This is a genomic window from Geobacter grbiciae, from assembly GCF_018531165.1.
Lineage (GTDB): Bacteria > Desulfobacterota > Desulfuromonadia > Geobacterales > Geobacteraceae > Geobacter > Geobacter metallireducens.
Window position 1 is genome coordinate 1 of the sequence record NZ_JAHDIW010000018.1, and the last position, 25,781, is coordinate 25,781.

General features: G+C 60.1%; 19 protein-coding genes and 1 tRNA gene. 7 read left to right on the forward strand and 13 right to left on the reverse strand.

Features of this window, described 5'->3' with window-relative positions; genetic code table 11:
* The 3 genes from KJB29_RS16465 to KJB29_RS16475 all read left to right on the forward strand — a co-directional run.
* A partial coding sequence (locus tag KJB29_RS16465; protein ID WP_246561796.1) for a PP2C family protein-serine/threonine phosphatase occupies window positions 1–1,803 on the forward strand: 1,803 nt, incomplete at its 5' end.
* A gap of 65 nt (window positions 1,804–1,868) precedes the next feature.
* Window positions 1,869–2,204 carry an STAS domain-containing protein gene (locus KJB29_RS16470; RefSeq protein WP_215735438.1) on the forward strand — a complete coding sequence of 112 codons (336 nt, stop codon included), beginning with the start codon at window positions 1,869–1,871 and terminating at the stop codon, window positions 2,202–2,204.
* A gap of 9 nt (window positions 2,205–2,213) precedes the next feature.
* Window positions 2,214–2,648: an ATP-binding protein gene (locus KJB29_RS16475; protein ID WP_004512141.1), complete on the forward strand. Its 435-nt coding sequence runs from the start codon at window positions 2,214–2,216 to the stop codon at window positions 2,646–2,648.
* Window positions 2,649–2,657: 9 nt separating this feature from the next.
* On the opposite strand, the gene lgt is transcribed toward KJB29_RS16475, so the two are convergent.
* From lgt to KJB29_RS16510, 7 genes are all read right to left on the reverse strand, one after another.
* Window positions 2,658–3,443 (reverse strand): prolipoprotein diacylglyceryl transferase, encoded by a 786-nt coding sequence (gene lgt, locus KJB29_RS16480; protein ID WP_215735439.1) that lies wholly within the window; start codon window positions 3,441–3,443, stop codon window positions 2,658–2,660.
* Window positions 3,444–4,039: 596 nt separating this feature from the next.
* Window positions 4,040–4,579 (reverse strand): DUF4124 domain-containing protein, encoded by a 540-nt coding sequence (locus tag KJB29_RS16485; RefSeq protein ID WP_215735440.1) that lies wholly within the window; start codon window positions 4,577–4,579, stop codon window positions 4,040–4,042.
* A 52-nt stretch (window positions 4,580–4,631) separates the two neighbouring features.
* Window positions 4,632–4,976 carry a histidine triad nucleotide-binding protein gene (locus KJB29_RS16490; RefSeq protein WP_215735441.1) on the reverse strand — a complete coding sequence of 115 codons (345 nt, stop codon included), beginning with the start codon at window positions 4,974–4,976 and terminating at the stop codon, window positions 4,632–4,634.
* On the reverse strand, window positions 4,954–7,125 hold the full coding sequence (locus KJB29_RS16495) for an ATP-binding protein (RefSeq protein WP_215735442.1): 2,172 nt from the start codon (window positions 7,123–7,125) through the stop codon (window positions 4,954–4,956). Before KJB29_RS16495 ends, KJB29_RS16490 begins: the two co-directional genes overlap by 23 nt.
* Window positions 7,125–8,255 (reverse strand): metallophosphoesterase family protein, encoded by a 1,131-nt coding sequence (locus KJB29_RS16500; protein ID WP_215735443.1) that lies wholly within the window; start codon window positions 8,253–8,255, stop codon window positions 7,125–7,127. The genes KJB29_RS16495 and KJB29_RS16500 overlap by 1 nt, the downstream gene beginning before the upstream one ends.
* A 22-nt stretch (window positions 8,256–8,277) precedes the next feature.
* The gene (locus KJB29_RS16505; protein ID WP_215735444.1) at window positions 8,278–9,060 is read right to left on the reverse strand and encodes a TlyA family RNA methyltransferase; all 783 of its coding nucleotides are present in this window, start codon (window positions 9,058–9,060) and stop codon (window positions 8,278–8,280) included.
* Window positions 9,061–9,065: 5 nt separating this feature from the next.
* A complete protein-coding gene (locus tag KJB29_RS16510) occupies window positions 9,066–9,497 on the reverse strand; it encodes a helix-turn-helix domain-containing protein (protein ID WP_215735445.1) in 432 nt (143 codons plus the stop codon).
* Between the two features lie 224 nt (window positions 9,498–9,721).
* On the opposite strand from KJB29_RS16510, the gene KJB29_RS16515 reads away from it, so the two are divergent.
* Together KJB29_RS16515 and KJB29_RS16520 are read left to right on the forward strand one after the other, a co-directional pair.
* Window positions 9,722–10,162: a response regulator gene (locus KJB29_RS16515; RefSeq protein WP_215735446.1), complete on the forward strand. Its 441-nt coding sequence runs from the start codon at window positions 9,722–9,724 to the stop codon at window positions 10,160–10,162.
* Between the two features lie 90 nt (window positions 10,163–10,252).
* Window positions 10,253–10,339, forward strand: a tRNA-Leu gene (locus tag KJB29_RS16520).
* Window positions 10,340–10,485: 146 nt separating this feature from the next.
* On the opposite strand, the gene KJB29_RS16525 is transcribed toward KJB29_RS16520, so the two are convergent.
* The 6 genes from KJB29_RS16525 to dnaE all read right to left on the reverse strand — a co-directional run bounded on the left by KJB29_RS16525 (window position 10,486) and on the right by dnaE (window position 20,535).
* Entirely contained in the window at window positions 10,486–11,676 is a 1,191-nt protein-coding gene (locus KJB29_RS16525) for a sensor histidine kinase (protein ID WP_215735447.1), read from the reverse strand.
* Between the two features lies 1 nt (window position 11,677).
* Complete coding sequence (locus KJB29_RS16530; protein WP_215735448.1) at window positions 11,678–14,482, reverse strand: PAS domain S-box protein; 2,805 nt, start codon at window positions 14,480–14,482, stop codon at window positions 11,678–11,680.
* A 275-nt stretch (window positions 14,483–14,757) separates the two neighbouring features.
* Window positions 14,758–14,916 carry a hypothetical protein gene (locus tag KJB29_RS16535; RefSeq protein WP_215735479.1) on the reverse strand — a complete coding sequence of 53 codons (159 nt, stop codon included), beginning with the start codon at window positions 14,914–14,916 and terminating at the stop codon, window positions 14,758–14,760.
* Window positions 14,917–15,167: 251 nt separating this feature from the next.
* A complete protein-coding gene (locus tag KJB29_RS16540) occupies window positions 15,168–15,944 on the reverse strand; it encodes a pseudouridine synthase (RefSeq protein WP_215735449.1) in 777 nt (258 codons plus the stop codon).
* Between the two features lie 113 nt (window positions 15,945–16,057).
* Window positions 16,058–17,014, reverse strand: a complete 957-nt coding sequence (locus tag KJB29_RS16545; RefSeq protein WP_215735450.1) for an acetyl-CoA carboxylase carboxyltransferase subunit alpha — start codon at window positions 17,012–17,014, stop codon at window positions 16,058–16,060.
* Between the two features lie 53 nt (window positions 17,015–17,067).
* Window positions 17,068–20,535: a DNA polymerase III subunit alpha gene (gene dnaE / locus KJB29_RS16550; protein ID WP_215735451.1), complete on the reverse strand. Its 3,468-nt coding sequence runs from the start codon at window positions 20,533–20,535 to the stop codon at window positions 17,068–17,070.
* A 281-nt stretch (window positions 20,536–20,816) separates the two neighbouring features.
* Here dnaE and KJB29_RS16555 point away from each other — a divergent pair, with 281 nt between their 5' ends.
* The gene (locus KJB29_RS16555; protein WP_215735452.1) at window positions 20,817–21,476 is read left to right on the forward strand and encodes a hypothetical protein; all 660 of its coding nucleotides are present in this window, start codon (window positions 20,817–20,819) and stop codon (window positions 21,474–21,476) included.
* Window positions 21,473–25,723 (forward strand): DUF4062 domain-containing protein, encoded by a 4,251-nt coding sequence (locus tag KJB29_RS16560; protein ID WP_215735453.1) that lies wholly within the window; start codon window positions 21,473–21,475, stop codon window positions 25,721–25,723. Before KJB29_RS16555 ends, KJB29_RS16560 begins: the two co-directional genes overlap by 4 nt.
* The last annotated feature ends 58 nt before the right edge of the window (window positions 25,724–25,781 follow it).

A 25,781-nucleotide genomic window follows, 5' to 3' on the forward strand; every position in this document is an offset into this window, starting at 1 on the left:
CTGCTGCTGTTTCATGTTTACCTCCCTCTCGGTAGTTTACCAAGCGGGAGTGTCCATCGTCATCAGGATACCTCACTCCTCCCCCAGGGCGACAAGGAACGGGACCAGGTACGGAAGTTCGTCGACGTCTTCACTTCAGATCGAAACGGCGTCCCCTGGGAAACCAAGCGGATGTCGAAGCCGGTCACGATCATGCAGTTCGTGAACCTCATGTCAAAGTTCATTGGCGAGAAACAGGCCAACACGGCCATTGCCGAGTATTTGGGGAACCGGGAGATCACTGCGCAGGGAGGGGTGTCGGAGTTCGAACTGCCGAAACTGAAGCGCTTCACCGAAAAGACCCTGGCGGGGTCGGTGGGTGCTGCGGCTGCAGGAGCCATTGTGGAGAGCTACCTTTCGGATCTGGGATCACGGATGGAACCGGTCTACGACATCTTCAGCACGGTCCAGGCGTCGCTCGCCGAAAGCCGCGAGGCCCTCTACGTGCGCCTCAAGGCATCGGAGCTCATCAACAGGACCCTGGACCTCCAGATCATCATGGACGATCTGCTGGCGCTTATCCTCAAAGAATTCAAGCTCGATCTGGCGGTTATCAGACTTATTGACGAAAAGGGGATCCTGCGGGTCAGGAGCTACCGGGGGAAGGGAATAGCCGCAATCATCGGCAAGGACTGGGACCCCGAAAGCGAAACATACATCGGCGAGGCATTCACGGCCAACCGGATCCAGTTCGTCAACGATACCCAGTACATCACCAAACCGCTCTCACGGGACCTGATGGCGCGGGAAGGGATCAAGTCCTTCGCCCAAATCCCCATCGCCCGCAAGGGAGAACACCCGCTCGGGATTTTGTCGGTCTTCTCCAAGAACATCGTTGGTCTCTTCAACGAACCGTTCCTCGACCTCCTGGAGAGCCTGGCGGGGCAGCTGGCCCAGGCAGTGAAAATAGTCACGGAAATGGAAGCAAGGGAGCGGGAGCGCGAGGAAAAGGAACGCATTCTCCTGGAAAACGCCCGGGTTCTCAAGGAGATGGAGATTGCGAAGCAGATCCAGCTTTCGCTCCTCCCCTCCAGTCCCCCCGTTATCCAGAAAATAGAGATCGCGGGGCGCTGCAAACCGGCAACCCATGTGGGGGGGGATTACTACGACTTTTTCCTGCATGGCGCCAACAACATCGACATGGTCATCGCCGACGTGTCGGGACACAGCGTGGGAGCAGCTCTCATCATGGCTGAAACCAGGAGCGTACTCCGGGCACAGGCCCGCTCCGACAAGACTGCGGGAGCGATCCTCGCAACCCTCAACGAGCTCCTCCACGACGACCTCTCCGCCGCCGAGCTTTTCATCACCATGTTCTATGTCCGCTACGACACAGAACGCGGCGTCCTCGCCTACGCCAACGCCGGCCACAACCCTCCGCTCATCTTCCGCGAGGGACAGCGGTCCTGCGTGGAACTGGATGCCGAGGGACTCATCCTTGGCGTCAAGCGGGACGTCCAGTTCGAGGAAAAGACCATAACTCTCCGGCAAGGCGACGTGGTGCTTCTCTATACCGACGGCATCACCGAAGCCCAGACCCCGTCGGGAGAATTTTTCGGCACGGGGCGTCTCTGCGATATCCTCACCCAAAACCATGCCCGACCCGCCGAGGCCATTATCGAAAGCATCCTTGCAGAGGTAGAAAGCTTCAGCGCCACTTCGGTCATCAACGACGACATTTCCATGGTCGTCTTCAAGGTATTTCCGTCCCGACAGTTAATGAAGCAAAATCAGAGCGCAGCGGAACCAATTGGTGTACAATAACAAAAGTTGAACATCATACAATGACGGTCGTTTTTTCGAGAAAGCCTGACCTCAAGGAGTGGACCATGAACCTCAAAACGGAAGAAAAAAACGAAATCCTGATCATCTTCGTAAAGGAAGAGCGGCTCGATGCCCATAACTCCAACGACTTGAAGGGAAAGATGCAGGAACTCTTCGAACAGGGGAAGAAGAACATCCTCGTTGACCTTACCGATATCCGCTTTATCGACAGTTCGGGCCTGGGTGCCCTGGTTTCCGGATTCAAAAACGCCATATCCCACCAGGGGAGCCTCAAGCTATCGAGCTTGCAGCCCCAGGTCAAGTCCATGTTCGAACTGACCCGCCTGCACCGGGTCTTCGAGATATTCGGCTCAACGGCGGAAGCACTTGAAAACTTCTAGGGGTGAGGGATGGACAGGAAAGAGATCGAAGTTGATATCAAAGTGCCGAACCAGACCCGTTACCTGAGCCTCATCGGGAGGATCGGCGAAGACATCGCCAAGGAACTCGACCGCTACGACGGCGACCGGGACATGCTGGCCTACCATATCAACCTTGTCCTTACCGAGGCGATGGTTAACGCGATCAAGCACGCCAACGCCAACGACCCGGACAAGATGGTCCACGTCTACATCAATATCACTGACCAGGACCTTCTCATCCGGGTCTTCGACGATGGCCAGGGATTCAACATCAACAGCATCCCCCCGCCCGACTTCGACCAGCTTGAAGACCGAGGCCGGGGGATTTTTATCATCAAGCAGCTGATGGATACGGTGAAATACGAGAAGATTAACGGCGGGAATATGCTGGAGATGACCAAGTGTCTGCGCTGCTGCCCGTGAGTTCGCCTGTCATTCGGTGCGTTTCCCCTTCTTCGTGATGATCAGCACCATCGCGAGTCCGAGAAGAAACATGGGAAAACTGAGCAGTTGCCCCATGGAAAAGGGACCCATAATAAAACCCAGCTGAGAGTCGGGCTCCCGGAAAAACTCGACAAAAAAACGGAACAGCCCATAGCAGGAGACAAAGGTCCAGAAGGCCACCCCTGCCGGGCGCTCCTTCCTCCCTACTACCATCAGAATTACGAACAGCACCGGCCCTTCAAGAATCGCCTCGTAAAGTTGAGACGGATGCCTCGGCATCGGGCCTCCCTCACGGAATACCACCCCCCAGGGCATATCGGTGACACGCCCGTAGAGTTCCCCATTGATGAAATTGCCCAGCCTCCCCAGACCGAGCCCCACCGGAGCGGTAAGGACACAGAGGTCTGCCAGGGTAAAGAACCCCAGCCTCTTTTTCCGTGCCACCAAAAGCCCAGCCAGCACTACGCCGATGAGCCCCCCGTGGAACGACATTCCCCCTTCCCAGACGGCGAATATCTTCAGGGGATGTTCGAGATAGTAGGGGGCATTGTAGAAAAGGATGTATCCCAGCCGACCGCCAAGAATCACACCCACTGCCAGATAAAAGATAATATCAGCCACATCGTCCGCTGAAAGGAGAAGGGAACGCTTCCGGACCCTCCGGAGAACGATAAAATAAGCTGCAATGAACCCCAGGATGTACATCAGGCCATACCACCGGAATTCCAGGGGGCCGATGCGCAGGAAAACCGGGTCTATGTGCGGAAGCTGCATGGTCACTCCTCTCAGGGCGAAATCGATCTACCCTAGCAATAATGCTGCCCGGTGTCAATCGACGCCCGGCTGTCAGGGACAGGTGTTATCGGCAGCAAAAAAATTCTTCTCCCCCCGTTGACAGCATCATCAACGGAGATACACTTCAGCCAAAGGTGCTGCTCTTTGAAAATTGCTCTGGGAATCAGGTAACGACCGGTTGAGGGACCTGACGGTTAACCCATGACACCAATACGGGTTCAGGAGCGGTGAGCAAGCCCGCAGCACAGGGAAGCCTGAAGCGCCTTCCCGACAAAAAGTTTACCAATGGTCAGAGGGTCCAGCGGTTGTACGGTTATCCCGGAGCAACGTAACTAATTGACGTCCAGGGAATGGCGCAGTAAGCGTACGTCTCTTCCGTCAGGCGCGTAACAACCGCCACCAAAAGGGGAAACGACTGCGAAAGCCCTGGCCCGACGGTCGCAAAAGAGCGTCCTGCCTGGCTTCACGACCGCTTCTACCGACGGATACGAGAAAGCATCCCCGCTGGGCGTCAATTACAAAAAAGCCCGGAGGTTTACCCCTCCGGGCTTTTTCTTTACTGAAACTCCTTTGCCCTACTTCCGCAGTTCCAGCGGCACGCCGGCCCGTTGGGCACTCTCTTCAAGGGTGTTAAGCTTGGTATTCAGGCCGGTCAGCGTCTCCTCTATCCTCTTTGCTTCCCTCTGGACCCCCAGAAAATCGCCACGGTTCATGGTGCCGGGATTGGCCAACCGGCCACGACGCGCGGCAAGTTCTGCCTCGTTGGCTTTGATCTCACTCCTCAGCGTCCTGAACTCGGTTTTCCAGGCATCCTCATCCTTGCCGCCGTAGACCATCTTCTTTTTTTCCTGTTTCGGCGCCAGTGCGTTTTCAACTTCCTTCTGCCCGGTTTCCGGCTTCTTCTCTTTGCCTCCCCGCTCGACCGTTTCCGTCACCTCGGCCGCAGGCGCCCCACCTTCGGGAATAACCGTTACTTTCTTCCGGTATTTTTTGGGAACCTTGCCAAGGTCTTCAGTGTAGTTGACCGTCCCTCGCTGGTCCACCCACTTGTATATGTCGGCTTGGGCCGCCACGGCCAGAGCCAGGATCATCACGGTGCATACGAAGCGCGTCATGGGTTACCTCCTGCATATCTCGTTGGTTCGGCACAGACAGGACACAATGAGGCTATCCTGGCGGCCACCCCAGATGCCGTCCCGCAAGGAGATGGAAGTGGATGTGAAAGACCGACTGGCCGGCATCGGCATTGGTGTTCTGAACAATGCGGAATCCCCGCTCGTCCACCCCACGCTCCCGGGCAATGGCTGCTGCGGCCCGAAAAACGCGCCCGACAAGAGCGTCATCCCCGGCGGTCAGGTCAAGGGCGTTCACGATGTGCTTGCGGGGAATGAGCAGAAGATGGTGCGGTGCGACCGGGTTGATGTCCTCGATGGCGACGAGGTCGTCGTCTTCGTAGACCTTCCTGGCGGGAATGGTCCCGTTGATGATCTTACAGAAGATGCAGTTGTCCATCCGGTTTTCCTTTCATGTCGATTCGGATTCGATGCCAGAGGTCTGCCCCCTTGAGCCGGAGATAGCGTTCGTCATGAACAAAGAGGATGACCTGGTGACCTGAAGCAATGAGGTTAAGTGTAGCCAGAACGGCAGTTTTTCGCTCGTCATCAAAATTTACCAAAGGGTCGTCGAGAAGAAAAGGCAATTTTCTCCCCCGGGAGAGTATCCCCCCCAGGGCAAGCCGCGAGGCAAGATAGGCCTGGTCCTGGACTCCGCAGCTATAGGCCTCTGCCGGCCTGAGCTCACCGTCGGCACCGATAGTGAGGTTGAAATTGTCGTCGAGACGGGCCTCGCGATACCTGCCGGCCGTAAGGTTATAGAGCTTCCCATTGATCTCCGAGGAGAGCCGTGCCAGGTACGTGGCCCGGTATTCGTCGAGGGTTTCCCGCAGAAGCTCCACGGCGAGCCGCAACGCGCCGGTCCGCCGCACGAGTCGCTGCTCACGGGACTTGAGTTCTTCTCCCTCCTCGGCGATGGCCTCAAGGTCGAGCCCCCCCGTGCGAAGCACCGCCAACTCCTGCTCCTTGACAAGGGCGGCTCGATCCTTCTCCTTCAGCTCCCCGGCTAGCCGCTGCATCTTCGCCTCGGCGGCGGTGAACTCCTCGTGTGACATGACCGGAAATCCCTTGCCGACAACGCTTTCCATGGTTTCCCGCACCACGGCCAACTCCCGGGCAAGCTCCGCTCCCTGAGCCTTGAGATCGTCCGAAGGAGAGAGCACCTTGAGGGCGCTTGCCACCTGGTCACGCTCGGCAACGATCTCCTCGACTCCTTCCATCTCCTCAAGAATCCCCCGGGCGCTGGCCGGGTCAATGTCGCCAAGATGCTCCGCAACCGCTCCCCCGTGACGGGCTGCCTCGCTGCGTAGCCGGTCGATCTCTACAGCAAGGCCGTCGATCCTCCCCTGGCGGCGGGATGCATTGGCATTGCCCGCGCTGTTCAACCGGGCGGCATAGACAACAACGGCCAGGGTCGCCGCAAGGGCAATGCCGGTCACCACGTAGGCAGTCGCGGGCACGAGGAACCAGGCCGCAACAGCCGCCCCCCACGCGAGAATGGGTGACAGAAGCAGCCCGAGAGGCACTTTGCGAACATCATCTGACTCCGCGGTCAGCCCTGCCATCTCCTCTTCAAGCTGCTCTAGCCGCTCGCTGGCGGCGCAGTAGGCCTCGATGGTCCTGTCGAAGCCATCGGGCAATTCCGTCAGATTCCCCAGGGGGGCAAGCCGTGCCTCAATGGTCCTCCGCTGCGACTCAAGGGCCTCCACCTTTTCCCGCTCCGCCTGGATACGGTCGAACTCCTTGCGCAGCGCCGCTTCACGGACCGTGGCCTCATGGTACTTTTTCACCCGCTGGAGGTACTTCTCCCCCTTCTCCAGGTCGGCCCGGCTGGCGTCGATGAAGCCCCGTAGCTCCGCCAGCTCCGCTTCCACCCTGCCGACTTCCTCCATGGTCCGACTGGTCGAGCGCCAGGCCTCGGCCAACTCGGCCATCCGAGCGCGCACCTCTTCCAACTCGCGATCCTTGGCCCTCCCGCCGGGGCGTCTGGTCAACTCGTAGAGCTCCTTTTCGAGGCCGTCCACCACCGCGTCGTAATCCATTTCGGAGAACCCCGAGAGGAGCTGTTTGATCCGGGTGGTGAGAGCGCCGTCCCCCTCGATCTTCAGGTCCCGTTGGCCCACGAAGACCGAGTTCCGAAAGATATCCCCCTCGGCGAAGCCCCAGACCTCCTCGATCTTCGCCAGGTACTCCTCCCGCTCGCTGCTCCGCCCCGCCGGAGAGACCTTTCCCTCGAACCGCCACAGGAGCCTGTCTCCGGAACGCTCCACCGCCTGGACCCGGTCGGTCAGGAAATCGCGGACGATGGTCATTTCCCGGTCGTCATAGGCGAAGCTCACCCGGGCCTCGCAACGTTCACCACCGCCCCAGGGGACGAACCGGTCCTTTTCTCTCCGGAAGCCGAAGATGGTCCCGGCAATGGCAGCCAGGAGCGTTGACTTCCCCGCCTCGTTCTTGCCGCACACCAGGTTCATACCCCGGCGGAAGGTGAACTCCTCCCCCCCGAAACGGCCAAAGGCGGGGAGTTGCACGGAGGTTATCCAGAGCATCAGTCCCCCCCCCCTCGCATGAAGCGGCCCATGACGAGCTTCAGGGCATCGCGGCAGAGTTCCTGCTCGGCCTCGGATTCCGCTTTCTCGAACCGGGCATGGACCTTCCGGATGAAGAGCCCCCGGATCGAGTCCTCCCGTTCCATCCGCTTCACATGGTCGCTGTTGTAGATCTCGGTCTCGTCCAGAAGCTCGAGCCAGGCGTACTTCCCCTGGAGCCGGCCCGCCAGATTCGCGATGTCGAGGGGGTCCTCCACGGTGCCCGCGAGCCGGATGCGGGCAATGAGATCAGGAGAGGCGAGCCGCGCAAGTTCTCCCTCCAGGGCACCCGCCTCGGGGAAGAGGGAGGCGTCAACCGTCAACTCGTCCATGATGCGGCTCTGCACCGGCACCTTCTCGACAACTGCGCTCCCCTCCCCCACCTCGACAATGAGGACGTGGCGCTCGCCGTTCTCGCCGAACTTCTTTCCCTCGGGGGAGCCGGGATAGCAGGCAACGACCCGTCCCTGATCCTCCAGGCACCCCACGTTGTGATAGTGGCCGAGGGCGATATAGTCGAGCCCCAGTGCCGCCAGTTCCGCCGTCGTAAACGGGATATCCTTCTTCCGCATCTCCCACTCGGGGCTTCCCTTGAGAGAGCCGTGGAGGAGCCCCACGTGAATCCCCCCTCCCTCGCGGCGTCGCATCGATTCCAAGGCCTCCCGGGAGCGGTCGGAGCGGTAGGCGAACCCGTAGAAATGGACCGTCGCCCCCCGAATTTCCAGCGCGAAGGGGTCCGTCACCACAGGATCTTTCAGGATATGGGCGCCGGCGAAGGTAGTACGGTTGTAGACGCTTTCGGCTGAGACCACGTTGTCGTGGGTACCGGGGATAAGAACCACGCTGATGCCACGTCCCGAGAGGCGTTCAAAGCCGTCCTGAACGCGCCCCACGGTTTCGGCGTCCACCTGTGTGGCATCAAAGAGATCGCCAGCCACCAGGAGGCAATCGACTTCGCGCTTGATGGCGAGGTTCACGATTCGGTCGAAGGTCTTGAGAAAATCGCGCCGGCGTTCACGGGCCAATTCCCCGAAATTCTTCAGGGAAGAGCCCAAATGGAGATCGGCGGTATGGAGAATACGAATGGTCATAATCGATGTGATGGGTTTGAGGTTATGAATTAGGGGAGATGTGCCGTTTAATCAGATGGATCAGAAATTCCCGGTTCCCCTTCGGCCCGAGAATCGGCGATTCGGTTATGCCCCCCACCTGAAGATCGAGGGATTCGGCCAGGGCAACGACATTGTCAACCACCTCCCGGTGCTTCCCTTCATCCCGCACGACCCCTCCTTTCCCCACTTCGCCCTTTCCCACCTCGAACTGGGGCTTAATGAGCGCGACAACGGCGCCGCCGTCACGAATGAGGCGAAGGGTCGAGGGGAGCACCTTGTCCAGGGAGATGAACGAGGCGTCGATGACTGCCAGGTCAGGAACCTCAGGGAGTGCGTCCGGTTCCAGGTACCGGATGTTGGTCTTCTCGAGGTTCACCACGCGCGGATCCTGACGGAGTTTCCAGGCCAGCTGGCCGTACCCCACGTCAACGGCGTAGACCTTGCGGGCCCCTCGCTGGAGCAGGCAATCGGTGAAGCCGCCGGTGGAAGCCCCCACGTCGATGGCAACCATGTCCGACACGTCGAGGCCGAACTCGTCAAGTGCCCGGGCAAGCTTGAGCCCGCCCCGGCTCACAAAGGGGATATCCTCACCCTTGAGGCGGATATCGGCGTCCAAGGGCACCTGGGTTCCCGCTTTGTCCGCCAGATGGTCGTTCACCACCACCTGGCCAGCCATGATGAGGGCGCGGGCACGCTCCCGGGACTGAACGAGCCCCCGGTCCACCAGGAGCTTGTCGAGGCGCTCCCTGTTTCGGATTCCGGATGGAGATGCGGGAGAGGTCATGGAGATCAGAACTTTCTGTAGGACGGGCCATCCTCTGCCGCAAGAGGGAGCGCTTCGGTTGCAGGTTGATAGGCTCTTTTCCGTTCGGCCTTTCGATGGCGGTTCAGCACCCTGACAATGTCGACCACCAGGGGGATATCGTCAGGATGGAGCTGGCGCAACTCCTTGTGTAGCTCCATGGACTTCACGTCGGAGTCGGCCATACGAAGCGAAGAGTTCGTTGCCGGCGATTCCTCCTGAAAAAAATGACTGACAGGCACTCCGAGCGCGACGCTCAACCCCATGAGCATTTTGAGGGACGGGAGTTGCTCCCCCCGCTCGATCTTCCCGATATAGGTATAGTCGAGACCGCCATCCACCCGGGCAGCCAAATCCTTCTGCGTCAGTTCCCGGTCTTTCCTCAACCTTTTAAGTTCTCGCCCGATATCACAGCTCAACGGCAACTCCCAGGGTTTTCTTCTGCAACGCGACAAGCATCGGTAATTCCAGAGCGACGCAGGTTTGACCCAGCGCGTAAATAAGCTCATATACCCCTTTCTCCCCCCGGTGTCAACGCGATTAAAAATATGACAATTTGTCATTTTTAACGTTGACAAATATGACAAATAGTCACACATTAACACAGCACGCCACACCACCCATACGATCACAAGGAATCCCCATGAACCCGACTCAAGGACACAGGACTGCCACTGTCCGGCCAACAGACACAGAACGCATCCTCGTCGTTGACGATGACCGCGATATCCTCATTTTCATGAAACTGGCCCTGGAAAGCGAGGGGATAGACGTCACATGCGCCGAAAGGGGCGAAGATGCCCTCAGGCTGCTTGCAGAAAGATCCTACGGAGTCCTTCTCACCGACCAGATCATGCCGGGGATGGATGGATTTGAACTGGCCCAGCACGCCAGGCGCCTCCAACCGGAACTGATAATTTTCATGGGAACCGGGCACCTCTACCTGGGAATCGAAGAACGGGCAACCGCCGTCGGAATCCGTGAGGTATTTGGCAAGCCATTCAACTTCCAGCGCCTCTTTGAACAACTCCTCGAAGCGCTTTCCCACAACAAAGGCCATCAGTCTACACGTCGAGCAGAGTGACCATCACCAGAAACCCATAACCACGACGATCGGCAGCCTAAAAATTCCTTGCAATCGATTAACGACGATGCTATAGATTTAAGTCCTAGCGCCGAAGTGGTGGAATTGGTAGACACGCAAGATTCAGGTTCTTGTGCGGGCAACCGTGTGCTGGTTCGAGTCCAGTCTTCGGCACCAGAAAATCAAGGGGTTAGCAACTGCGGTTGCTGACCCCTTTTTTCATTGCCTTAATATATCTCCTTAATATATCTAAATGCCCACCTCTGTCCGTTCTCCTGCCTCGATTATCACCCTCCCCCTCCTTACACAAATGCTGCAGCAAGCTAACTTTCCACGAGGGCCCCGGTTGCTGGACGTCTGAGGCTGAAATAGAACGTCGCGCCCTTTCCCGGTTCGCCCTCGGCCCAAATCCTACCGCCGTGCCGTGAGATGATCCGTTGCACCGCAGCCAGGCCGACGCCGGTCCCTCCGTACTCGCCCATACCATGCAGCCTCTGAAACGGGATGAAAAGCTTATGGACGTAGGCCATATCGAAACCGATACCATTGTCGCTGACAAAATAGACCGTTTCGCCATTGGTGATACATGTCCCAAATTCGATTCTGGGACTGGAAACCCTGGTGGTGTATTTCCATGCATTGCCAAGGAGATTTTCCAGTGCCAGCCGGATGAGAATCGGGTCGCCTTCGTCCATAATGTTTTCGGCAATGATGACTTCAGCCTGGCGGTCTGGATCATGCTGTTGCAGATCCATAACGATACGGTGAGCAAGATGACTGAGGTCAATCTTCTCCCGATGCAATTCTCTGCGCGTAACCCGAGAAAGCTCGAGAAGGTCGTTGATCAACTGCCCCATCCTCTCGGCCGCCGCCCCCATCCGTTCGAGATAGCTCTTGCCCTCATCATCGAGCCTGTCGGAATACTCTTCAAGGAGGATGTTACTGTAGCCGTTTATTCCTCGCAGGGGAGTGCTCAGGTCGTGGGCGACCGAGTAGCAGAAAGCCTGGAGTTCGCGGTTTGAGGCCTCAAGCTCGGCGGTGCGATCCGCAACGCGCTGCTCCAGTTCTTCATTCAGTCGGCGAATCAACTCGTTCTGCGCCTTGACCTGACGTCCGTGAATGATTCGGGCGGCGCAGTCGTCGATAGCCTCAAAGAGCAGCTTGTGGTTAATGGGTTTCAGCACATACCTGTTGATCCCCATCTTGATGGCCTCCAGCAGGTAGTCCGTTTCACTGCAGGCAGAAATGATGATGACACTTACTGCCGGGTCCTCTTCCAGTATCCTGCGGGTCATCTGGATACCATCCATGACCGGCATGCGGATATCGGTCAGAATGATATCCGGCCGTTGTTCCCTGAACAGCTCCAATCCGGCCATGCCATTTTCTGCAGTCTGGATATCCACATTGGGAAATTTCCTTACCAACACACTCCTGAGAAGCTCCCTGATTTCGGGTTCATCCTCCACGTAAAGAAGTGACAGACGAACATCCGGGTATTGCTGGAATTCCATTTCAGACCTCTATCCTGAATTCCGCTCCTTCGCCGCTATTGCGCACGGTGAGCGTACCACCCATGTTCTTTTCGATAATGGTCTTCGCGATGAAGAGCCCGAGCCCTGTACCGCTGCTCGGTCCCTTTGAGGTGAAGTACGGATCGAATACCTTTCCAATGATCTCCCTATCAATACCACCACCATTGTCCGCAATGGTGACCACAGCACGGTTATCTTCCGCGAACAGGCGCACCAAGACACGCGGGGCCTCCACCTTCCGCTCCTGGAGGACATCCCGGGCATTCATGAGAATATTGAGGAGTGCTTGGGAAAATTCATTGGGATATCCGGCGATAGACATGTCCTGTGCGGAGTCGAACGAAACCACTATCCCGAGACTCCTGAAGTTATCTTCCATAAGGGAGAGAGCGTTGTTGATCGCCTGCTTCATTTCAAACCGTACCTTTTCCTTGTCGGGCCTGAAGAAATTCCTGAAGTCGTCGATGGTCTGGGACATGTGATAAATCAGCTGCATGGCCCGGTTAACTCTTTCATCAAGGTGGTCTTTCGTGAGCTCGCCCAACTCTTCACTCATGGAGAGCCCCTGAATGATGAGCCCCAGCGTATTCAACGGCTGCCGCCACTGGTGCGCGATATTGCCGATCATCTCCCCCATGGCCGCGAGACGCCCCTGATGGATGAGGAGCCGCTCCTGTTCGCGGAGCGCCTCCAGAGCCTGGATACGGTCCGAGCTCTCTTTTCGCAAGTCATTGAGCGTGGTAGCGAGCTCCCAGGTTCGCTCCGCAACCTTCTGCTCCAATTCGTTGCGGATAGACTGCAAAGCTTCCACGGCCCTCTTGGCTTCGGTGATGTCTTTGGCAATGCCGGTCGTGCCGATGACCGTGCCGTTCTGGTCAAACCGGGGTGCCTTGAACGTTTCAAACCACCTCTCCTCTCCATGCTCAACAACCTGTTGTTCTTCGATTAATTTTCTCTGGCCGCTCCTCATGACGTCCTGATCGTCGGCGCAATATGCCTCGGCCATGTGCATAGGCCAGAGGTCCATGTCCGTTTTCCCGACAACCTCTTTCGGCGATGTGTAGCCGCAGAATGTAGCGAACTGCCAATTCACCTTCACATAGCGACCTTCCGTGTCCTTGAGCCAGGCATTAAAGGGGATGTTGTCAAGGATGGCATAGGTGTCGAGCTGGCTCTTGATGACAACATCCTCCAACTCCTTGCGTTCGGTTATATCCATAAAGGCACCGACGGCCCCGCATGGCTTTCCTTCATTATCCCGCAGCGTTGCTGCGGAGCAGTACAGATTCAGACCGGTCCCATCCTCCCGTACGATGTCGAGGGTTTCTCCGGAAACGGGTTCACCGCGGGCAGCCCGTTGCATGGGCAATTGCGATGGAGCAATCGCCTCCCCATTCTTGAAAACCCGATAACCTGCCGAGTTGAACGCATTTTTGGAAAGTTCGCTGCCGGCCGTTACTCCAAGCAACTTTTCCAGGGCCGGATTCCCCCGAATCATGACGCCTTGGGGATCGTTGGCAATAGCCAGGCCGATGGGCGAGGTATCGAGGATAAGCTGCGACTCGGCTGCCCGCTGTTCCAATTGCTGGTTTAACAGTAAAATCTTTTCCTCTGCCTTCTTACTCTCGGTGATGTCTTCGGAGAAAATAACAATTCCAGCCACTTGGTCCGACGAATCGTGCCAGGGATGAATCTCCCACCGTATCCACTGCAGCGAGCCGTCGGCCCGCATGAAACGGTCCCCTTCCGAGCGCAGTTCCTCCCCGGCCAAGCCGCGACGATGGGCCTCCTTCCACCCGTTGGAGATCTCCGGAAAAACCTCGTAGTGGCTCAATCCACGGAGATCACGGTCGCCGAGCCCGTAGTCGCTCAACCAGCGCCGGCTGACATACAGATAACGCATGTCGCGATCAAACATCGCGAGGGCCGCGGGAGCGTGCTCGATGAAGAGTTGAAGCCGTTCCTCGTTTGTCCGCAATGCCTTCTCGACCTGCCTGATATCGGTGATATCGTGGAGATAGATACGCACGACAGGAAACTGGGGAGTCAGAAAAATGGTCTCCCGGAAGACCCTCGGGCCGATGGCAAGCTCGCGGATGGTGCTCGCTTCGCTTTTTCCGTCCCACCCATGGAGAATAGTGCCCAGATCAGCAGGGACAAACAGGCCGGGGTCTCCTCCGGCGCCGATACTCTCAAGAACCTTGTGCGTGGCCGGATTACAGATGGTTACCCTTCCGGCGTAATCGGTCTCGACAATCGGATTCGGGTTGAACCGGGGGAAATAGGAAAGACGACTTATCCGCTCATCGAGTCTCTTGCGCTCGGTTATGTCGGTTATGAAGGAGTAGTAATAGAGGGGGCTGCCTGCTTCATCCTTTTTGACATGGACGAGAAGTTCGACCGGGATCCGCGCGCCATCTTTCCGGATGTATTCCTTTTCATACCTAATGGACTCGCCGGTGCGGCAAATCTCCTCCCGTATCGCCCGTTCCCTGTCCAGCCATTCCGGCGGAGTGAGAGAACTGCTCCAGTTCATGGTCCGCAACTCTTCCCTGCTGTAGCCGGTAAGCCGCTCGAAAGCGCCGTTCACGTGACCGATTCTTCCGTCCGGATAACCAATGCCAAAGGGCTGATTGGAGCCTTCAAGCAAATCGGCAAGAAAGGAAATTTCCTCCTCGCTCCCCTTTACCCTGCTGCTGTGCTGTTTGTTCCGGCCCGTCGACCGGGTATCTTCACCTATCCGTAACTTTTTGCCTTCCCCCTTCAACGGCTCCCCCCTCTTCATCCGCTTATGACGTCACTAAACAGTATCGTGTAATCATTAATATTCAAGCGGAACTTATGCGGAACGGAGAGCGTTCCCGGACTATCTGATTCGAACCCCGAAAGCGGCATGCCATCGCCACGACCTGCGATCCTTAACAAAAAAAAGGACACCCATTGGGATGCCCTTTCTCTTCATCGGTCTTAGCGGCAAACGCCCCGTTCACGCCGAGGGGTCAACCTATATTTTACAGCAAGTCGGTGTCATGTCGCATCCGCCCGCAATTGAGCAGAAGGTCAGTACCTCACCACCGCCCCTTCGGGACAGGCGGTAACACTCCAGTGGTCCACAAGGTCATGCTGGCTATAGATGTGATTTCCGAGCCTCTTGGCCTCGACGCCTTCCTTGAGCGTCACTGAAAACAGGCAGATTCCATACCCATCGTAGCAGTTCACAAACATTGGCAACCTCCTTCTTCCCTTCCTGGAAAACATCTCGAAGAGCCAGCCTCTTATCAACTATCATGCAATGAACTTGCCAATGATCAAATTAAAAAATATTCTTTCAGAACCTCTCCGGATGCCTGATTTGTCGCCCGCAGGGCCTCCCTGCGTGCCGAAGCACTCTTCGTCACAGCCATGTAATGCCCACAAAATGTGCACCCCTGTCCACGAATCGTTACACTGGTTACGACGGCGCTACACAGTTATCCTTTCCGTGGCGGAGCAGAAGGCCCCCGGCGCCGCGGCGCCCCACCGCGTGCGCCGATCTTCCCGTCTGCCAGTGCGGCCACTTCTCCGGACGTGAGATGCCGATATTCGCCGATCTTCAGGTCTCCCATGGAGAGGGCGCCGTAGCGCACCCGCCGGAGCCGCACCACGGAGAGGCTGACCGCTTCGCACATCCGGCGGACCTGCCGGTAGCGCCCCTCGTGGATGGTGATGGAAACCCAGGTATTGTTGTCGCTCTGCTTGGTCACCGAAACCCGTGCCGGCGCGGCCTTGCCGTCCTCCAGCTCAATCCCCTGCTCCAGGCGGGTGATCTGCTCCCGGGCAACCGTCCCCCTCACCCGAACGAGGTACTCCTTGTCCACCTCGTGTCGCGGATGGGCAAGGCGGTTGGCCCAAGCTCCGTCGTTGGTGAGGAGAAGGAGCCCCTCGGTATTGTAGTCGAGGCGGCCCACGGGAAAGACCCGCACTCCGAGCCCCTTCAGGAGGTCGGTCACAATGGGGCGTCCCTCGGGGTCCTTGAGGGTGGTCACATACCCCACCGGCTTGTTGAGAAGGATGTAGACCCGCTTCTCGTCCACGGTGACCGGCTTGCCGTCAACAGTGATCGCGTCGCGGGAGGAGTCAGCCTTGGCGCCAAGCTCGATGACCGGCTTGCCGTTCACCGCCACGCGCCCGTCGGTGATCATCCGTTCAGCCTCCCGGCGGGAGGCGATGCCGGCCTGGGAGAGTATTTTCTGCAGCCGTTCTTCCATATTATCCTCCTGAAAAGACTGAAGGCTAAAGGCTGAAGGCTGAAGGCAAAAACCTTCCACCCAAAACCCCTAGCCTTCAGCCCCCGTCTTCAGCCTTCAGTCTTCAGCCTGCTCTATTCCGCAAACCGGCTCATCTTCCTAAACTTCTGGTACCGCCCCTCAACGAGTTGCTCCACGGAAAGTGCCTTCAGTTCCTTCAGGTGCCGGGCAAGGGCCTCGTGGAGGTTCTTGGCCATGGTCTCGTGGTCCCGGTGGGCACCACCCAGGGGCTCCTTCACGATCTCGTCGATGACGTCCAGCTCCTTGAGGTCGGGGGCGGTCAGCTTCAGGGCCTCGGCGGCCTGGGCCCCCTTGGTGCCGTCGGACCAGAGGATGGCGGCGCACCCCTCGGGGGAAATGACGGCGTAGATGGAGTATTCGAGCATCAGAACCCGGTCTCCCACGGCAATGGCCAAGGCCCCACCGGAGCCCCCTTCGCCGGTGATGACCACGATGATCGGCACGGTCAGCGCCGCCATCTCGCGGAGGTTGCGGGCAATGGCCTCGGCCTGGCCCCGCTCCTCGGCGCCGATGCCGGGGTAGGCGCCGGGGGTGTCGACGAAGGTGATGATCGGCATCCGGAACCGCTCGGCCATCTCCATGAGGCGCAGGGCCTTGCGGTAACCCTCGGGGTTGGGCATACCGAAGTTGCGGTAGACCTTCTCCTTGGTGTCGCGCCCCTTCTGGTGGCCGATGACCATGACCGGCTCGCCGTCCAGCTTGGCCATGCCGCCGACGATGGCGTGGTCGTCACCGAAAAGGCGGTCGCCATGGAGCTCCACGAAGTCGGTGAAGATGTGGGTGATGTAGTCGAGGGTGAAGGGGCGCTCGATGTGGCGGGCCACCTGGACCATCTGCCAGCGGGAGAGGTTGGCGAAGATCACCTCCCGCATCTTGTCGACCTTTTTCTCCAGCTTGGCGACTTCGGTCTTCAGTTCCACATTGTCGCCGGCAATGTCGGCCAGCTCCTGGATTTTCTGCTCCAGCTCAAACACCGGCTTTTCGAATTCAAGTTGATATTGGGAAGCCATTAACGTCTCCTTTGCACGATTCTTTCTGATGTATTGTCAACGCTGCGAGGCGGTTACTCAAAAGACACGGCATGATAGCCGAAGAGGTTCTTCACTTCAAGGGAGAGTTCCTCGGTGGGGGCCACCTGGTACGAATCGGAAAGGGCGATGGTGGCCCGGCACTGGGCCGGTATCTCGATGGCCAGAAGCGCCTTGCAGCTGCCGGGGTGGCGGCGCATGATCCCCTTAAGGGTCTCCAGGCGGCTCCGGTCGAGGCCGTCGCCCACAAGATTGAAGATCACTCGTTCCGTTTCCCGGCTGCTCACGTCTCGCAGGAGCATCACCTCATTGGCCATGATCTTGATGCTCTTCTCCCCCTTGTCGATGGTGCCCGATATGAGGAGCGGATCGTCGGATTTGAGGTACTCGGACCCGGCGGCAAAAGCCTCGGGGAAGACCACCACCTCCACGGAACCGAGCAGATCCTCCAGGGTGGCGAAGGCCATCCGGTCCCCCTTCTTGGTGATCAGCTCCTTGAGGGAGGTGACGATGCCGCAGAGCTTAACCTCGCTCTTGTCGGCGCGCTCGTCGAGGGTGGCGGTATCCACGTTGGCGAAGCGCTTGATTTCCTTCTCGTAGCGCCCCAGGGGGTGGCCGGTGATGAAGAAGCCGAGGGCCTCCTTCTCCAGACCCAGCTTCAGCTTGTCATCCCACTCGGGGATATCTGGGAGTTGCGTCTTCCCTTTGCCATTGCCGTTGGTGCGGATAATCTCTTCGACACCGAAGAGGGAGACCTGGGCGCTCTCCCGCTCCTGCTGGATCTTCTGGCCGATGGCCATGGCATCCTCCAGGGCCGACATGAGCTGGGAGCGGCGGCCACCCGTGGAGTCGAAGGCACCGCACTTGACGAGGGATTCCACCACCCGCTTGTTGACCTTGTGGAGATCGACCCGCTCGCAGAAGTCGAAGAGATCCTTGAAATTCCCCTCTTTCCGCGCTTCGATAATCGCCTCGATGGCCCCTTCGCCCACATTTTTCACGGCCCCGAGGCCGAAACGGATAGAGTTCCCCATAACCCGGAAGGAGAGATGGGAATCGTTGATGTCGGGGGGGAGGATCTCGATCCCCATCTCCCGGCAGTCGGAAATGGTCTTCACCACCTTGTCGGTGTTTCCCATGTCTTCGGTGAGTAGGGCAGCCAGAAACTCCACCGGGTAGTGGGCCTTGAGATAAGCGGTCTGGTAGGCAACCAGAGCGTAGGCGGCCGAGTGGGACTTGTTGAAGCCGTATTCGGCAAACTTGGCCATGAGGTCGAAGATTGCCCCCGCCTTCTGGAGATCAACCCCACCGTTCTTGGCCCCTTCCAGGAAGATGTCCCGCTGCTTGGCCATCTCAGCCGGGTCCTTCTTACCCATGGCGCGGCGCAGCAGGTCGGCGCCACCCAGGGAGTAGCCCGCCAGGGTCCGGGCGATCTGCATAACCTGCTCCTGGTAGACGATTACCCCGTAGGTGTCCTTGAGGATCGGCTCCAGTTGCGGCAGGTCGTAGACCACCTTCTTGCGGCCGTGCTTGCGGTCGATGAAGTCGTCCACCATCCCCGAGCCGAGGGGGCCCGGCCGGTAGAGGGCGCAGGCGGCGATGACGTCCTCGAAGCAGGAAGGCTTCAGCTTTACGAGCATATCCTTCATGCCGCTGGATTCCAGCTGGAACACGCCGGTGGTATTGCCGGCGGAGATGAGGTCGTAGCTGGCCCGGTCGTCGTCCCGCAGGGCCGCGATGTCGAAGTCGGGGTCCTTGCCGGCCCGGATGATCTTCACCGCGTTATGGATGACCGTCAGGTTCTTGAGTCCCAGGAAGTCGAACTTCACGAGGCCGATCTTCTCCACGTACTTCATGGAGTACTGGGTGGTGAGGGAACCGGTCTTCTGGTCCTTGTAAACGGGGCAGAACTCTTCGAGCACCTTGGGGGCCACCACGACGCCGGCCGCGTGGGTGGAGGCGTGGCGCGCAAGACCTTCGAGGCAGAGGCCGATATCCAGGAGCTCCTTCACCCTGGGATCGGCCTCGGCCGCTTCCTTCAGGCGGGGTTCCTGGGCGATGGCGTCCTTCAGCTTGATGCCGAGGACTTCCGGCACCAGCTTGGCAATCCGGTCCACCTCGCCGTAGGTCATGTCCAGGGCGCGCCCCACGTCGCGGATAACGGCCCGGGCCGACATGGTCCCGAAGGTAATGATCTGGCAGACCTGGTCGCGGCCGTATTTCTCGGTGACGTAGTGGATAACCTCCTCGCGGCGGTCCTGGCAGAAGTCCACATCGATATCAGGCATGGATATCCGTTCCGGGTTCAGGAAGCGCTCGAAGAGGAGATTGTAGGGGAGCGGATCCAGGTCGGTGATCCGGATGGAATAGGCAACCAGGGAACCGGCCGCCGAGCCCCGGCCCGGACCCACGGGGATGCCGTGGTCCTTGGCCCAGTTGATGAAATCGGCCACGATGAGGAAATAGCCGGGGAACCCCATCTGCGTGATGCAGTCCAGCTCGATGCGCAACCGCTCCCAGTACTTCTGCTCCTGCTCCGGAGTCATGTCGGGGATTTTGAGCCGGATCTCCCTGAGCCGGATCTCAAGACCCTTGCGGGCCGCATCCTCCAGCATCTGATCGAGGGTCTGCCCCACGGGGGGATCGAATTGGGGGAAGTAGTAGGTCTTGAAATCAAAGTCGAGGTTGCACCGTTCGGCAATCTTAACGGTATTGGAGACGGCCTCCGGCGCATAGTGGAACGCGGCGGCCATCTCCTCCGGAGTTTTCACGTAAAACTCGTCGGTGGAAAAGCGCATCCGCGCCGAATCGTTCATGGTCTTTCCGGTCTGGATGCAGAGGAGCACCTCATGGGCGCGGGCATCCTCCCGGTTCAGGTAGTGGCAGTCGTTGGTGGCCACCAGCGGCAGCCCAACCTCCCGCGCCACCTCCAGGAGCCCCTTGTTGGCCTTATCCTGCTCCGCAAGACCGTTTTCCTGAAGCTCGATGTAGTAGCGGTCCGGAAAGAGGTCCGAGTACCAGCGGGCCACCCCAATCGCCTCCTCCATCCGGTCCCGCTCACAGAGGTAGGCCACCTCACCCTTCAGGCAGGCGGAGAGACAGATGAGCCCCTCGGAGTACTGGGCAAGAACCTCCTTGTCGATGCGGGGCTTGTAGTAGAAGCCCTCCTTGAACCCGACGGAAACCAGCTTCGACAGGTTCCGGTAGCCGGTCATGTTCTCACAGAGAAGGAGCAAGTGGTAACCGGCGCCGGCCTCTCCCCCCTTCACCTCCTTCACGAAGCGGGAGCCGGGGGCGATATAGACCTCGGAGCCGATAATCGGCTTCACCCCCTTGTCCTTGCACTTGAGGTAGAACTCCATGGCGCCGAACATGACCCCGTGGTCGGTGATGGCCACGGCGGGCATATCGGTATCCTTGGCTTTCTTTATCAGATCGCCGAGGCGTATCGCGCCATCGAGGAGGGAATATTGGGTATGGAGATGGAGGTGCACAAAACTCATGGGGTACCTGTGTGATGTTGCAGAGGAAGGACAATTTTACTTTGACTAAAAAATTCTGACGATTATGGCACGAAAGAGCGGGAAGTGTCAACATGGCAGACGCATCGTGAAACCGTGCCACGCACAAGCTAACCCATCAATTTAACAGCAGCTAATCCCATTTTAACAACATCTTCCCCGAGCAAGCGTGCCGCACTTTTCCAACTTCTGGTAGCAACCCTCCAATTTTCCATTATAATGAAAGACGACACACGCGACCCTTCGCACACACGGGAGCCCCCATGCCCCTTCACGCCTTCGGGCACAACCGCAAAACAAGCCCACCCCCCACACCGTGGGAGCCGCGGCAGGTCTTTCTCTTCAGCGGCCACATGATCGACGCCCCCGACCGCCCCGAGCCCCGATTTCCTGCCGACAAGGAGACTGTCGCCGCAGCAGCCATCGCCGCCAAGCTAGACGAACTGGGTGCCGGCCCCGACGATCTCGCCCTTTGCAGCGGCGCATGCGGCGGCGACATCCTCTTTGCAGAGGCATGCCTCGCTCGGGGGGTTCGGGTGGATATGGGGATACCATTCGGGATTCCCGAGTTCCTCACCCGCTCCGTCACCTTCGCGGGAGAAGAGTGGCGCGACCGGTTCTTCGCCATAAAGAACAATCCCCTCGTCACCCTCTTCGTCATGCCCGACGAACTGGAGCCGTGTCCCGCCGACCTGAGCCCCTACGTCCGCACCAACCTCTGGCTCCTCTACACGGCCCTTGCCTGGGGGGAAGAGAAGGTCCACTTCATCTGTCTCTGGAACCGCAAGGGAGGTGACGGCCCCGGCGGCACCGAGCACATGCACGACGAGGTCAACAAACGGACCGGCCAGGTCCATGTTCTCGACACGAACAAACTTTTCACCCACGAAGGAACACCTTTAGCCGAGAAGTTGGATACATGAAAATCATCCGCCTCTTCATATCCTCCACCTTCCGCGACATGCACGCGGAGCGGGACTGGCTGAACCGGGTCGTCTTTCCGGAACTGCGGAGCCGCTGCCGGCGGCGGGGTGCGGAGTTCGTGGGGGTGGATCTCCGCTGGGGGGTGACGGAGGAGGAGTCCCGGCAACGGGGGGCACTCTCGGTCTGCCTCGACGAGATCGGACGATGCGATCTTTTCCTGGGACTTCTGGGGGATCGGTACGGCTGGGTACCGCCTCCGGAGGAGGTGCCGGCGGAGCTCTTTGCCGCGGTGCGGGACGGTGGGCAGTTGAGCGAGGAGGAGATCACCCTCGTGGACACCTGCTACCAGTGGGACCGGACCACGCTGCCGGCCCGTTTCCGGCTCCGGAGGGACGCGGCAATCTCCCCGGAAACAGCCGATACCCTCACCCGCCTCTGGCAGCGAGCCGGACTCCTCGGCGCCGGGGAGTCGGTGACGGCCCTTGAGATGAGGCACGGCGCACTCAGCCGCAGCCTCCCCCAAGGGAAAGCCCTCATCTTCCTGCGCTCCGAGGGAATCCATCGCCACCCCGCATTCCCCCCAGCCTGCATTCCGATCTTTGCGGAGGCCGACACCGAGGCTCAACAGCGGCTGTCCCGCCTGCGGGAGGAACTCCGCGCCGCAGCCGGACCAAACCTGATCGTGCGGCAGTACCGGGCCGGCTTCGGCGGATTCAGGATCGACCCCCTCTTTCTGCCGGCAGCGGAGGCTGGCAGCGCACTGCAGGACGGTGTCATCAAGCCGGAAGAGTGGGGCATAATCAGCGAGAAGGCCCGCCAGGCGGTGGCTGACCACGGCACCATTGCCCTTACGGGGATGGAGGAATTCGGGACCAGGGTCCTCAACGATCTCTGGTGGGCCATTGAGCCGCTCCTGAAAAACGGGAAGCGCCCGGAGATCACGGGACAGTCGTGGCACACGCGATTCGCCCGGGAGCGGGCTGCTCGCTGCCTGGGCCGTGACGACGGGATAGCCTTGGTCATGGGGTACATCCAGGACCAAGGCGACCAATCGCCATACATACTTACCGGTTTACCTGGTTGCGGCAAGTCGACACTTATGGCAGCCTGCGTCGAACGCTTGCGGGAAAAATCCCCCGACATGGTGGTGATCCCCTGGTTTGTGGGAGCGGCCCCCGGATCCACGGAGGTCACCGCCATGCTCCGCTCCCTCTGCGAGCAGCTCCGCCGCGCCTGCCGCCTGGATTTGGAACCATCTCCCGACCCCGACAAGCTGCGACTCCAGCTCCCCGCCTTCCTGGCCGCTGCCGGGGCAGTGCGGCCGGTGGCGCTTTTCATCGACGCTCTCAACCAACTGGACCCGTTGGGGGGGAGCCACGGGCTGGACTGGTTTCCCCGAACCCTGGCGCCAACGGTAAAGGTAGTGGCCAGCACCCTTGCCGGCCCCTGCCTCGACCGACTGACGGAGCGCCTGCCGGCCGATCACCTCGTTATCCTCCCCCCGCTACCGGCCGACTCTCGCGCCACCCTCACAGAAGAGCATCTGGCCCGGCGGGGGAAGAGGCTCTCCGCCACCCAGCAGGCCCTGCTCCTGGACACCGCGGCCCGGCCAGACGCGGCCCTCCCCCTCTACCTCGTGGCGGCCCTGGAGGAACTCTGCTGCCACGGCGACTTCGAGACCCTTCCGGAGCGGATCGCGGCCTTGCCGCCGACGGTGACGGAGCTCTTCGACCAGATCCTCGAACGGCTTGAGCGGGACCACGGCGCCGATCTGGCCGCTGCAGCACTGTCGGCCGTGGCCGTTTCCCGGGACGGACTCCTGGAGCCGGAAATTATCGACCTCATCAGGGATGGGGGCGAGGCCACATCACCCCTCTTCTGGACCCGCTTTTACCGCGCCCTGGAGCCTTTTCTCCGCCCGTCCGGCGAGGAGGGGGGCGGAGGGCTCATCGGCTTCTTCCACGAGCAGCTCCGCTTTGCCGCCTTCCGGCGCTACCTGGCCATGGATCCCCCTGTCGCGCTGCCGAGCAGCCAGTTTCGGCAGGCCCACGAACGGCTGGCCGGCTACTTTCGGGCAGGGGCCCGGAAAAACGGTGCCGACGGAGAGTGGAATCCGGAGCACCCCCGTCCCCTGGCCGAACTCCCCTTCCACCTGGCCGGCGCGGGCAAGGAAGCAGTGCTGCGGTCCCTTATCTTCGATTTCGTCTGGCTCCAAACGAAGCTCCAAGCCCTCGACGTGGCCGCGCTCCTGGCGGATCTGAATCTTCTCCCCCCCGAGCCGGCCATCGTCCACCTGGCCCATGCCCTGCGGCTTTCGACAAGCGTCGTGGCCGTGGACAAATCCCAGTTCGCCGGCCAACTGACGGGTCGGCTCCTGTCGCGGCAGGAACCGGAACTCCGGGCGCTCATCACTCAGGCAGGAGCCCACCGGGGCAATGGGTGGCTGAAGCCGGCAACCCCTTCCCTCTATCAGGCTGGGGGGGCCATCGAGCGGATCCTCGGCACCCACACCCATCCGGTGCGGGGTGTCGCCATCACCCCCGACGGCAGCCGGGCCATCTCTGCTGCCGACGACGCGACGCTGCGGGTCTGGGACCTGGCGAGCGGCGCGGAACTGATGGTTCTCAAGGGGCACGAGTCCGAAGTGTTGGCCGTGGCGGTCTTTCCGGACGGCAGACGGATCGCTTCCGGCTCCCGGGACGCCACCGTCCGGCTCTGGGATACGGAAACCGGCGAATGCCTCCTGATCCTACGGGGACACACCCTGCCGGTCAGCTCCCTGGCAGCGGCGCCCGACGGCAGTTGGCTGGCCTCGGGCTCCTGGGACAACGTGGTGCGGCTCTGGGACCCGGAAACCGGCCAGGAGCGGGGAATCATCTGGGGACATACTTACGGGATAAACGCCCTGGCCGTCACCCCCGACGGCCAGACCCTCCTCTCGGCCTCCTTCGACCGGACCATCAAGGCCTGGAACCCTGCAAACGGTGAGCTTCGCCGCGCCTTCGAGGGGCACAGCCGGCAGGTGCTGGCCGTGACAGTGACCCCCGATGGCCGTCAGTTCGTCTCCGGCTCGGAAGATTGCACCCTGAAGCGGTGGGATTTGGCGGAAGGGACCGAGCTCTGGACCTACTACGGTCATACCGATGGGGTCAGTTCCGTCACGGTCTCCCCGGACGGACGGGAGATCGTCTCGGGCTCCTGGGATTTCACCCTGAGGCGCTGGGACCTGGAGCAACCCCGGGCGCGGGAGGTCCTGCGGGGACACACCTTCAAGGTGAGCGCCGCGGCCATAACGCCCGACGGCGCCACCGCCGTCTCCGCCGCCCAGGATACCACCCTCAAGGTCTGGAATCTGGCCGGCGCCACTGCCTCGCCGCCACTCACCGGCCACGGTGCCACGGTCACTGCCGCGGTCTTCACCCCTTCCGGAAACCGGTTCGTCACCGCCTCCTGGGACCGAAAAATCAAGGTCTGGGGAGCCGCCACCGGCGCCGAGATATTTTCTCTCACCGGCCACGAAACCTGGGTACGCGACGTGGCCATCACCCCTGACGGCCGCCGGGCCGTCACCGCCTCCCACGACCGCACCGTGCGGGTCTGGGACCTGGAGGAGCGGCGGGAACTCTGGGTTTTCCGGGGCCACGACGCGGAAGTCTGGTCGGTGATAGTCACCCCCGATGGCCGGCGTGCCTTTTCCGCCGGCCAGGACTCCACCCTGCGGGAGTGGGATCTGGAAACCTTCCACCCACTCGGCGTCACGGGTCTCCCTTCCCCGGCCCGGGTTACCGATGTCTCCCCCGACGGCACGCTCCTGGCCCTTGTGGCCCACTTCCCAACCTTCATCATCCGGGATCTCCGCGCCGGAAGCCTTCGCCCCTACCCTCCCCAGCACCGGGACCAGGTGAACGACTGCGTCTTCCTCCCCGACGGACTCCGGGTTCTCACCGCCTCCAGCGACCGGACCCTGAAACTCTGGCACCTCACCACCGGCCAGGTCATGTACACCCTGCGGGGCCACAACAGGGAGATCTGGAGCGTCTCCGTCACCCCCGACGGCCGCCGGGCCGTCTCCGCCTCCGACGATAGAAGCCTTATCCTCTGGGACATGGAGGCACTTAAGCCCCTTGCCACCTTCACCGGCGACGGTGCGCTGGTACCAGCCGCCATCACGCCCGACGGCAAAACTGTCGTCACCGGTGACGAGGCCGGGGCGGTGCATCTGCTGCGGGTGGAAGGGGTGCGGTAGCGTTCTGTGCGGGAAAGGGTATGTGGGAAGGGAGGAACGAAGGGAACTGAAAAAAAGC

Coding starts and splice junctions, on each gene's coding strand:
- KJB29_RS16470 (WP_215735438.1), top strand. CDS start 1,869: ATGAACCTCAAAACGGAAGAAAAAAACGAAATCCTGATCATCTTCGTA.
- KJB29_RS16475 (WP_004512141.1), top strand. CDS start 2,214: ATGGACAGGAAAGAGATCGAAGTTGATATCAAAGTGCCGAACCAGACC.
- lgt (WP_215735439.1), bottom strand. CDS start 3,443: ATGCAGCTTCCGCACATAGACCCGGTTTTCCTGCGCATCGGCCCCCTG.
- KJB29_RS16485 (WP_215735440.1), bottom strand. CDS start 4,579: ATGACGCGCTTCGTATGCACCGTGATGATCCTGGCTCTGGCCGTGGCG.
- KJB29_RS16490 (WP_215735441.1), bottom strand. CDS start 4,976: ATGGACAACTGCATCTTCTGTAAGATCATCAACGGGACCATTCCCGCC.
- KJB29_RS16495 (WP_215735442.1), bottom strand. CDS start 7,125: ATGCTCTGGATAACCTCCGTGCAACTCCCCGCCTTTGGCCGTTTCGGG.
- KJB29_RS16500 (WP_215735443.1), bottom strand. CDS start 8,255: ATGACCATTCGTATTCTCCATACCGCCGATCTCCATTTGGGCTCTTCC.
- KJB29_RS16505 (WP_215735444.1), bottom strand. CDS start 9,060: ATGACCTCTCCCGCATCTCCATCCGGAATCCGAAACAGGGAGCGCCTC.
- KJB29_RS16515 (WP_215735446.1), top strand. CDS start 9,722: ATGAACCCGACTCAAGGACACAGGACTGCCACTGTCCGGCCAACAGAC.
- KJB29_RS16525 (WP_215735447.1), bottom strand. CDS start 11,676: ATGGAATTCCAGCAATACCCGGATGTTCGTCTGTCACTTCTTTACGTG.
- KJB29_RS16530 (WP_215735448.1), bottom strand. CDS start 14,482: ATGAAGAGGGGGGAGCCGTTGAAGGGGGAAGGCAAAAAGTTACGGATA.
- KJB29_RS16540 (WP_215735449.1), bottom strand. CDS start 15,944: ATGGAAGAACGGCTGCAGAAAATACTCTCCCAGGCCGGCATCGCCTCC.
- KJB29_RS16545 (WP_215735450.1), bottom strand. CDS start 17,014: ATGGCTTCCCAATATCAACTTGAATTCGAAAAGCCGGTGTTTGAGCTG.
- dnaE (WP_215735451.1), bottom strand. CDS start 20,535: ATGAGTTTTGTGCACCTCCATCTCCATACCCAATATTCCCTCCTCGAT.
- KJB29_RS16555 (WP_215735452.1), top strand. CDS start 20,817: ATGCCCCTTCACGCCTTCGGGCACAACCGCAAAACAAGCCCACCCCCC.
- KJB29_RS16560 (WP_215735453.1), top strand. CDS start 21,473: ATGAAAATCATCCGCCTCTTCATATCCTCCACCTTCCGCGACATGCAC.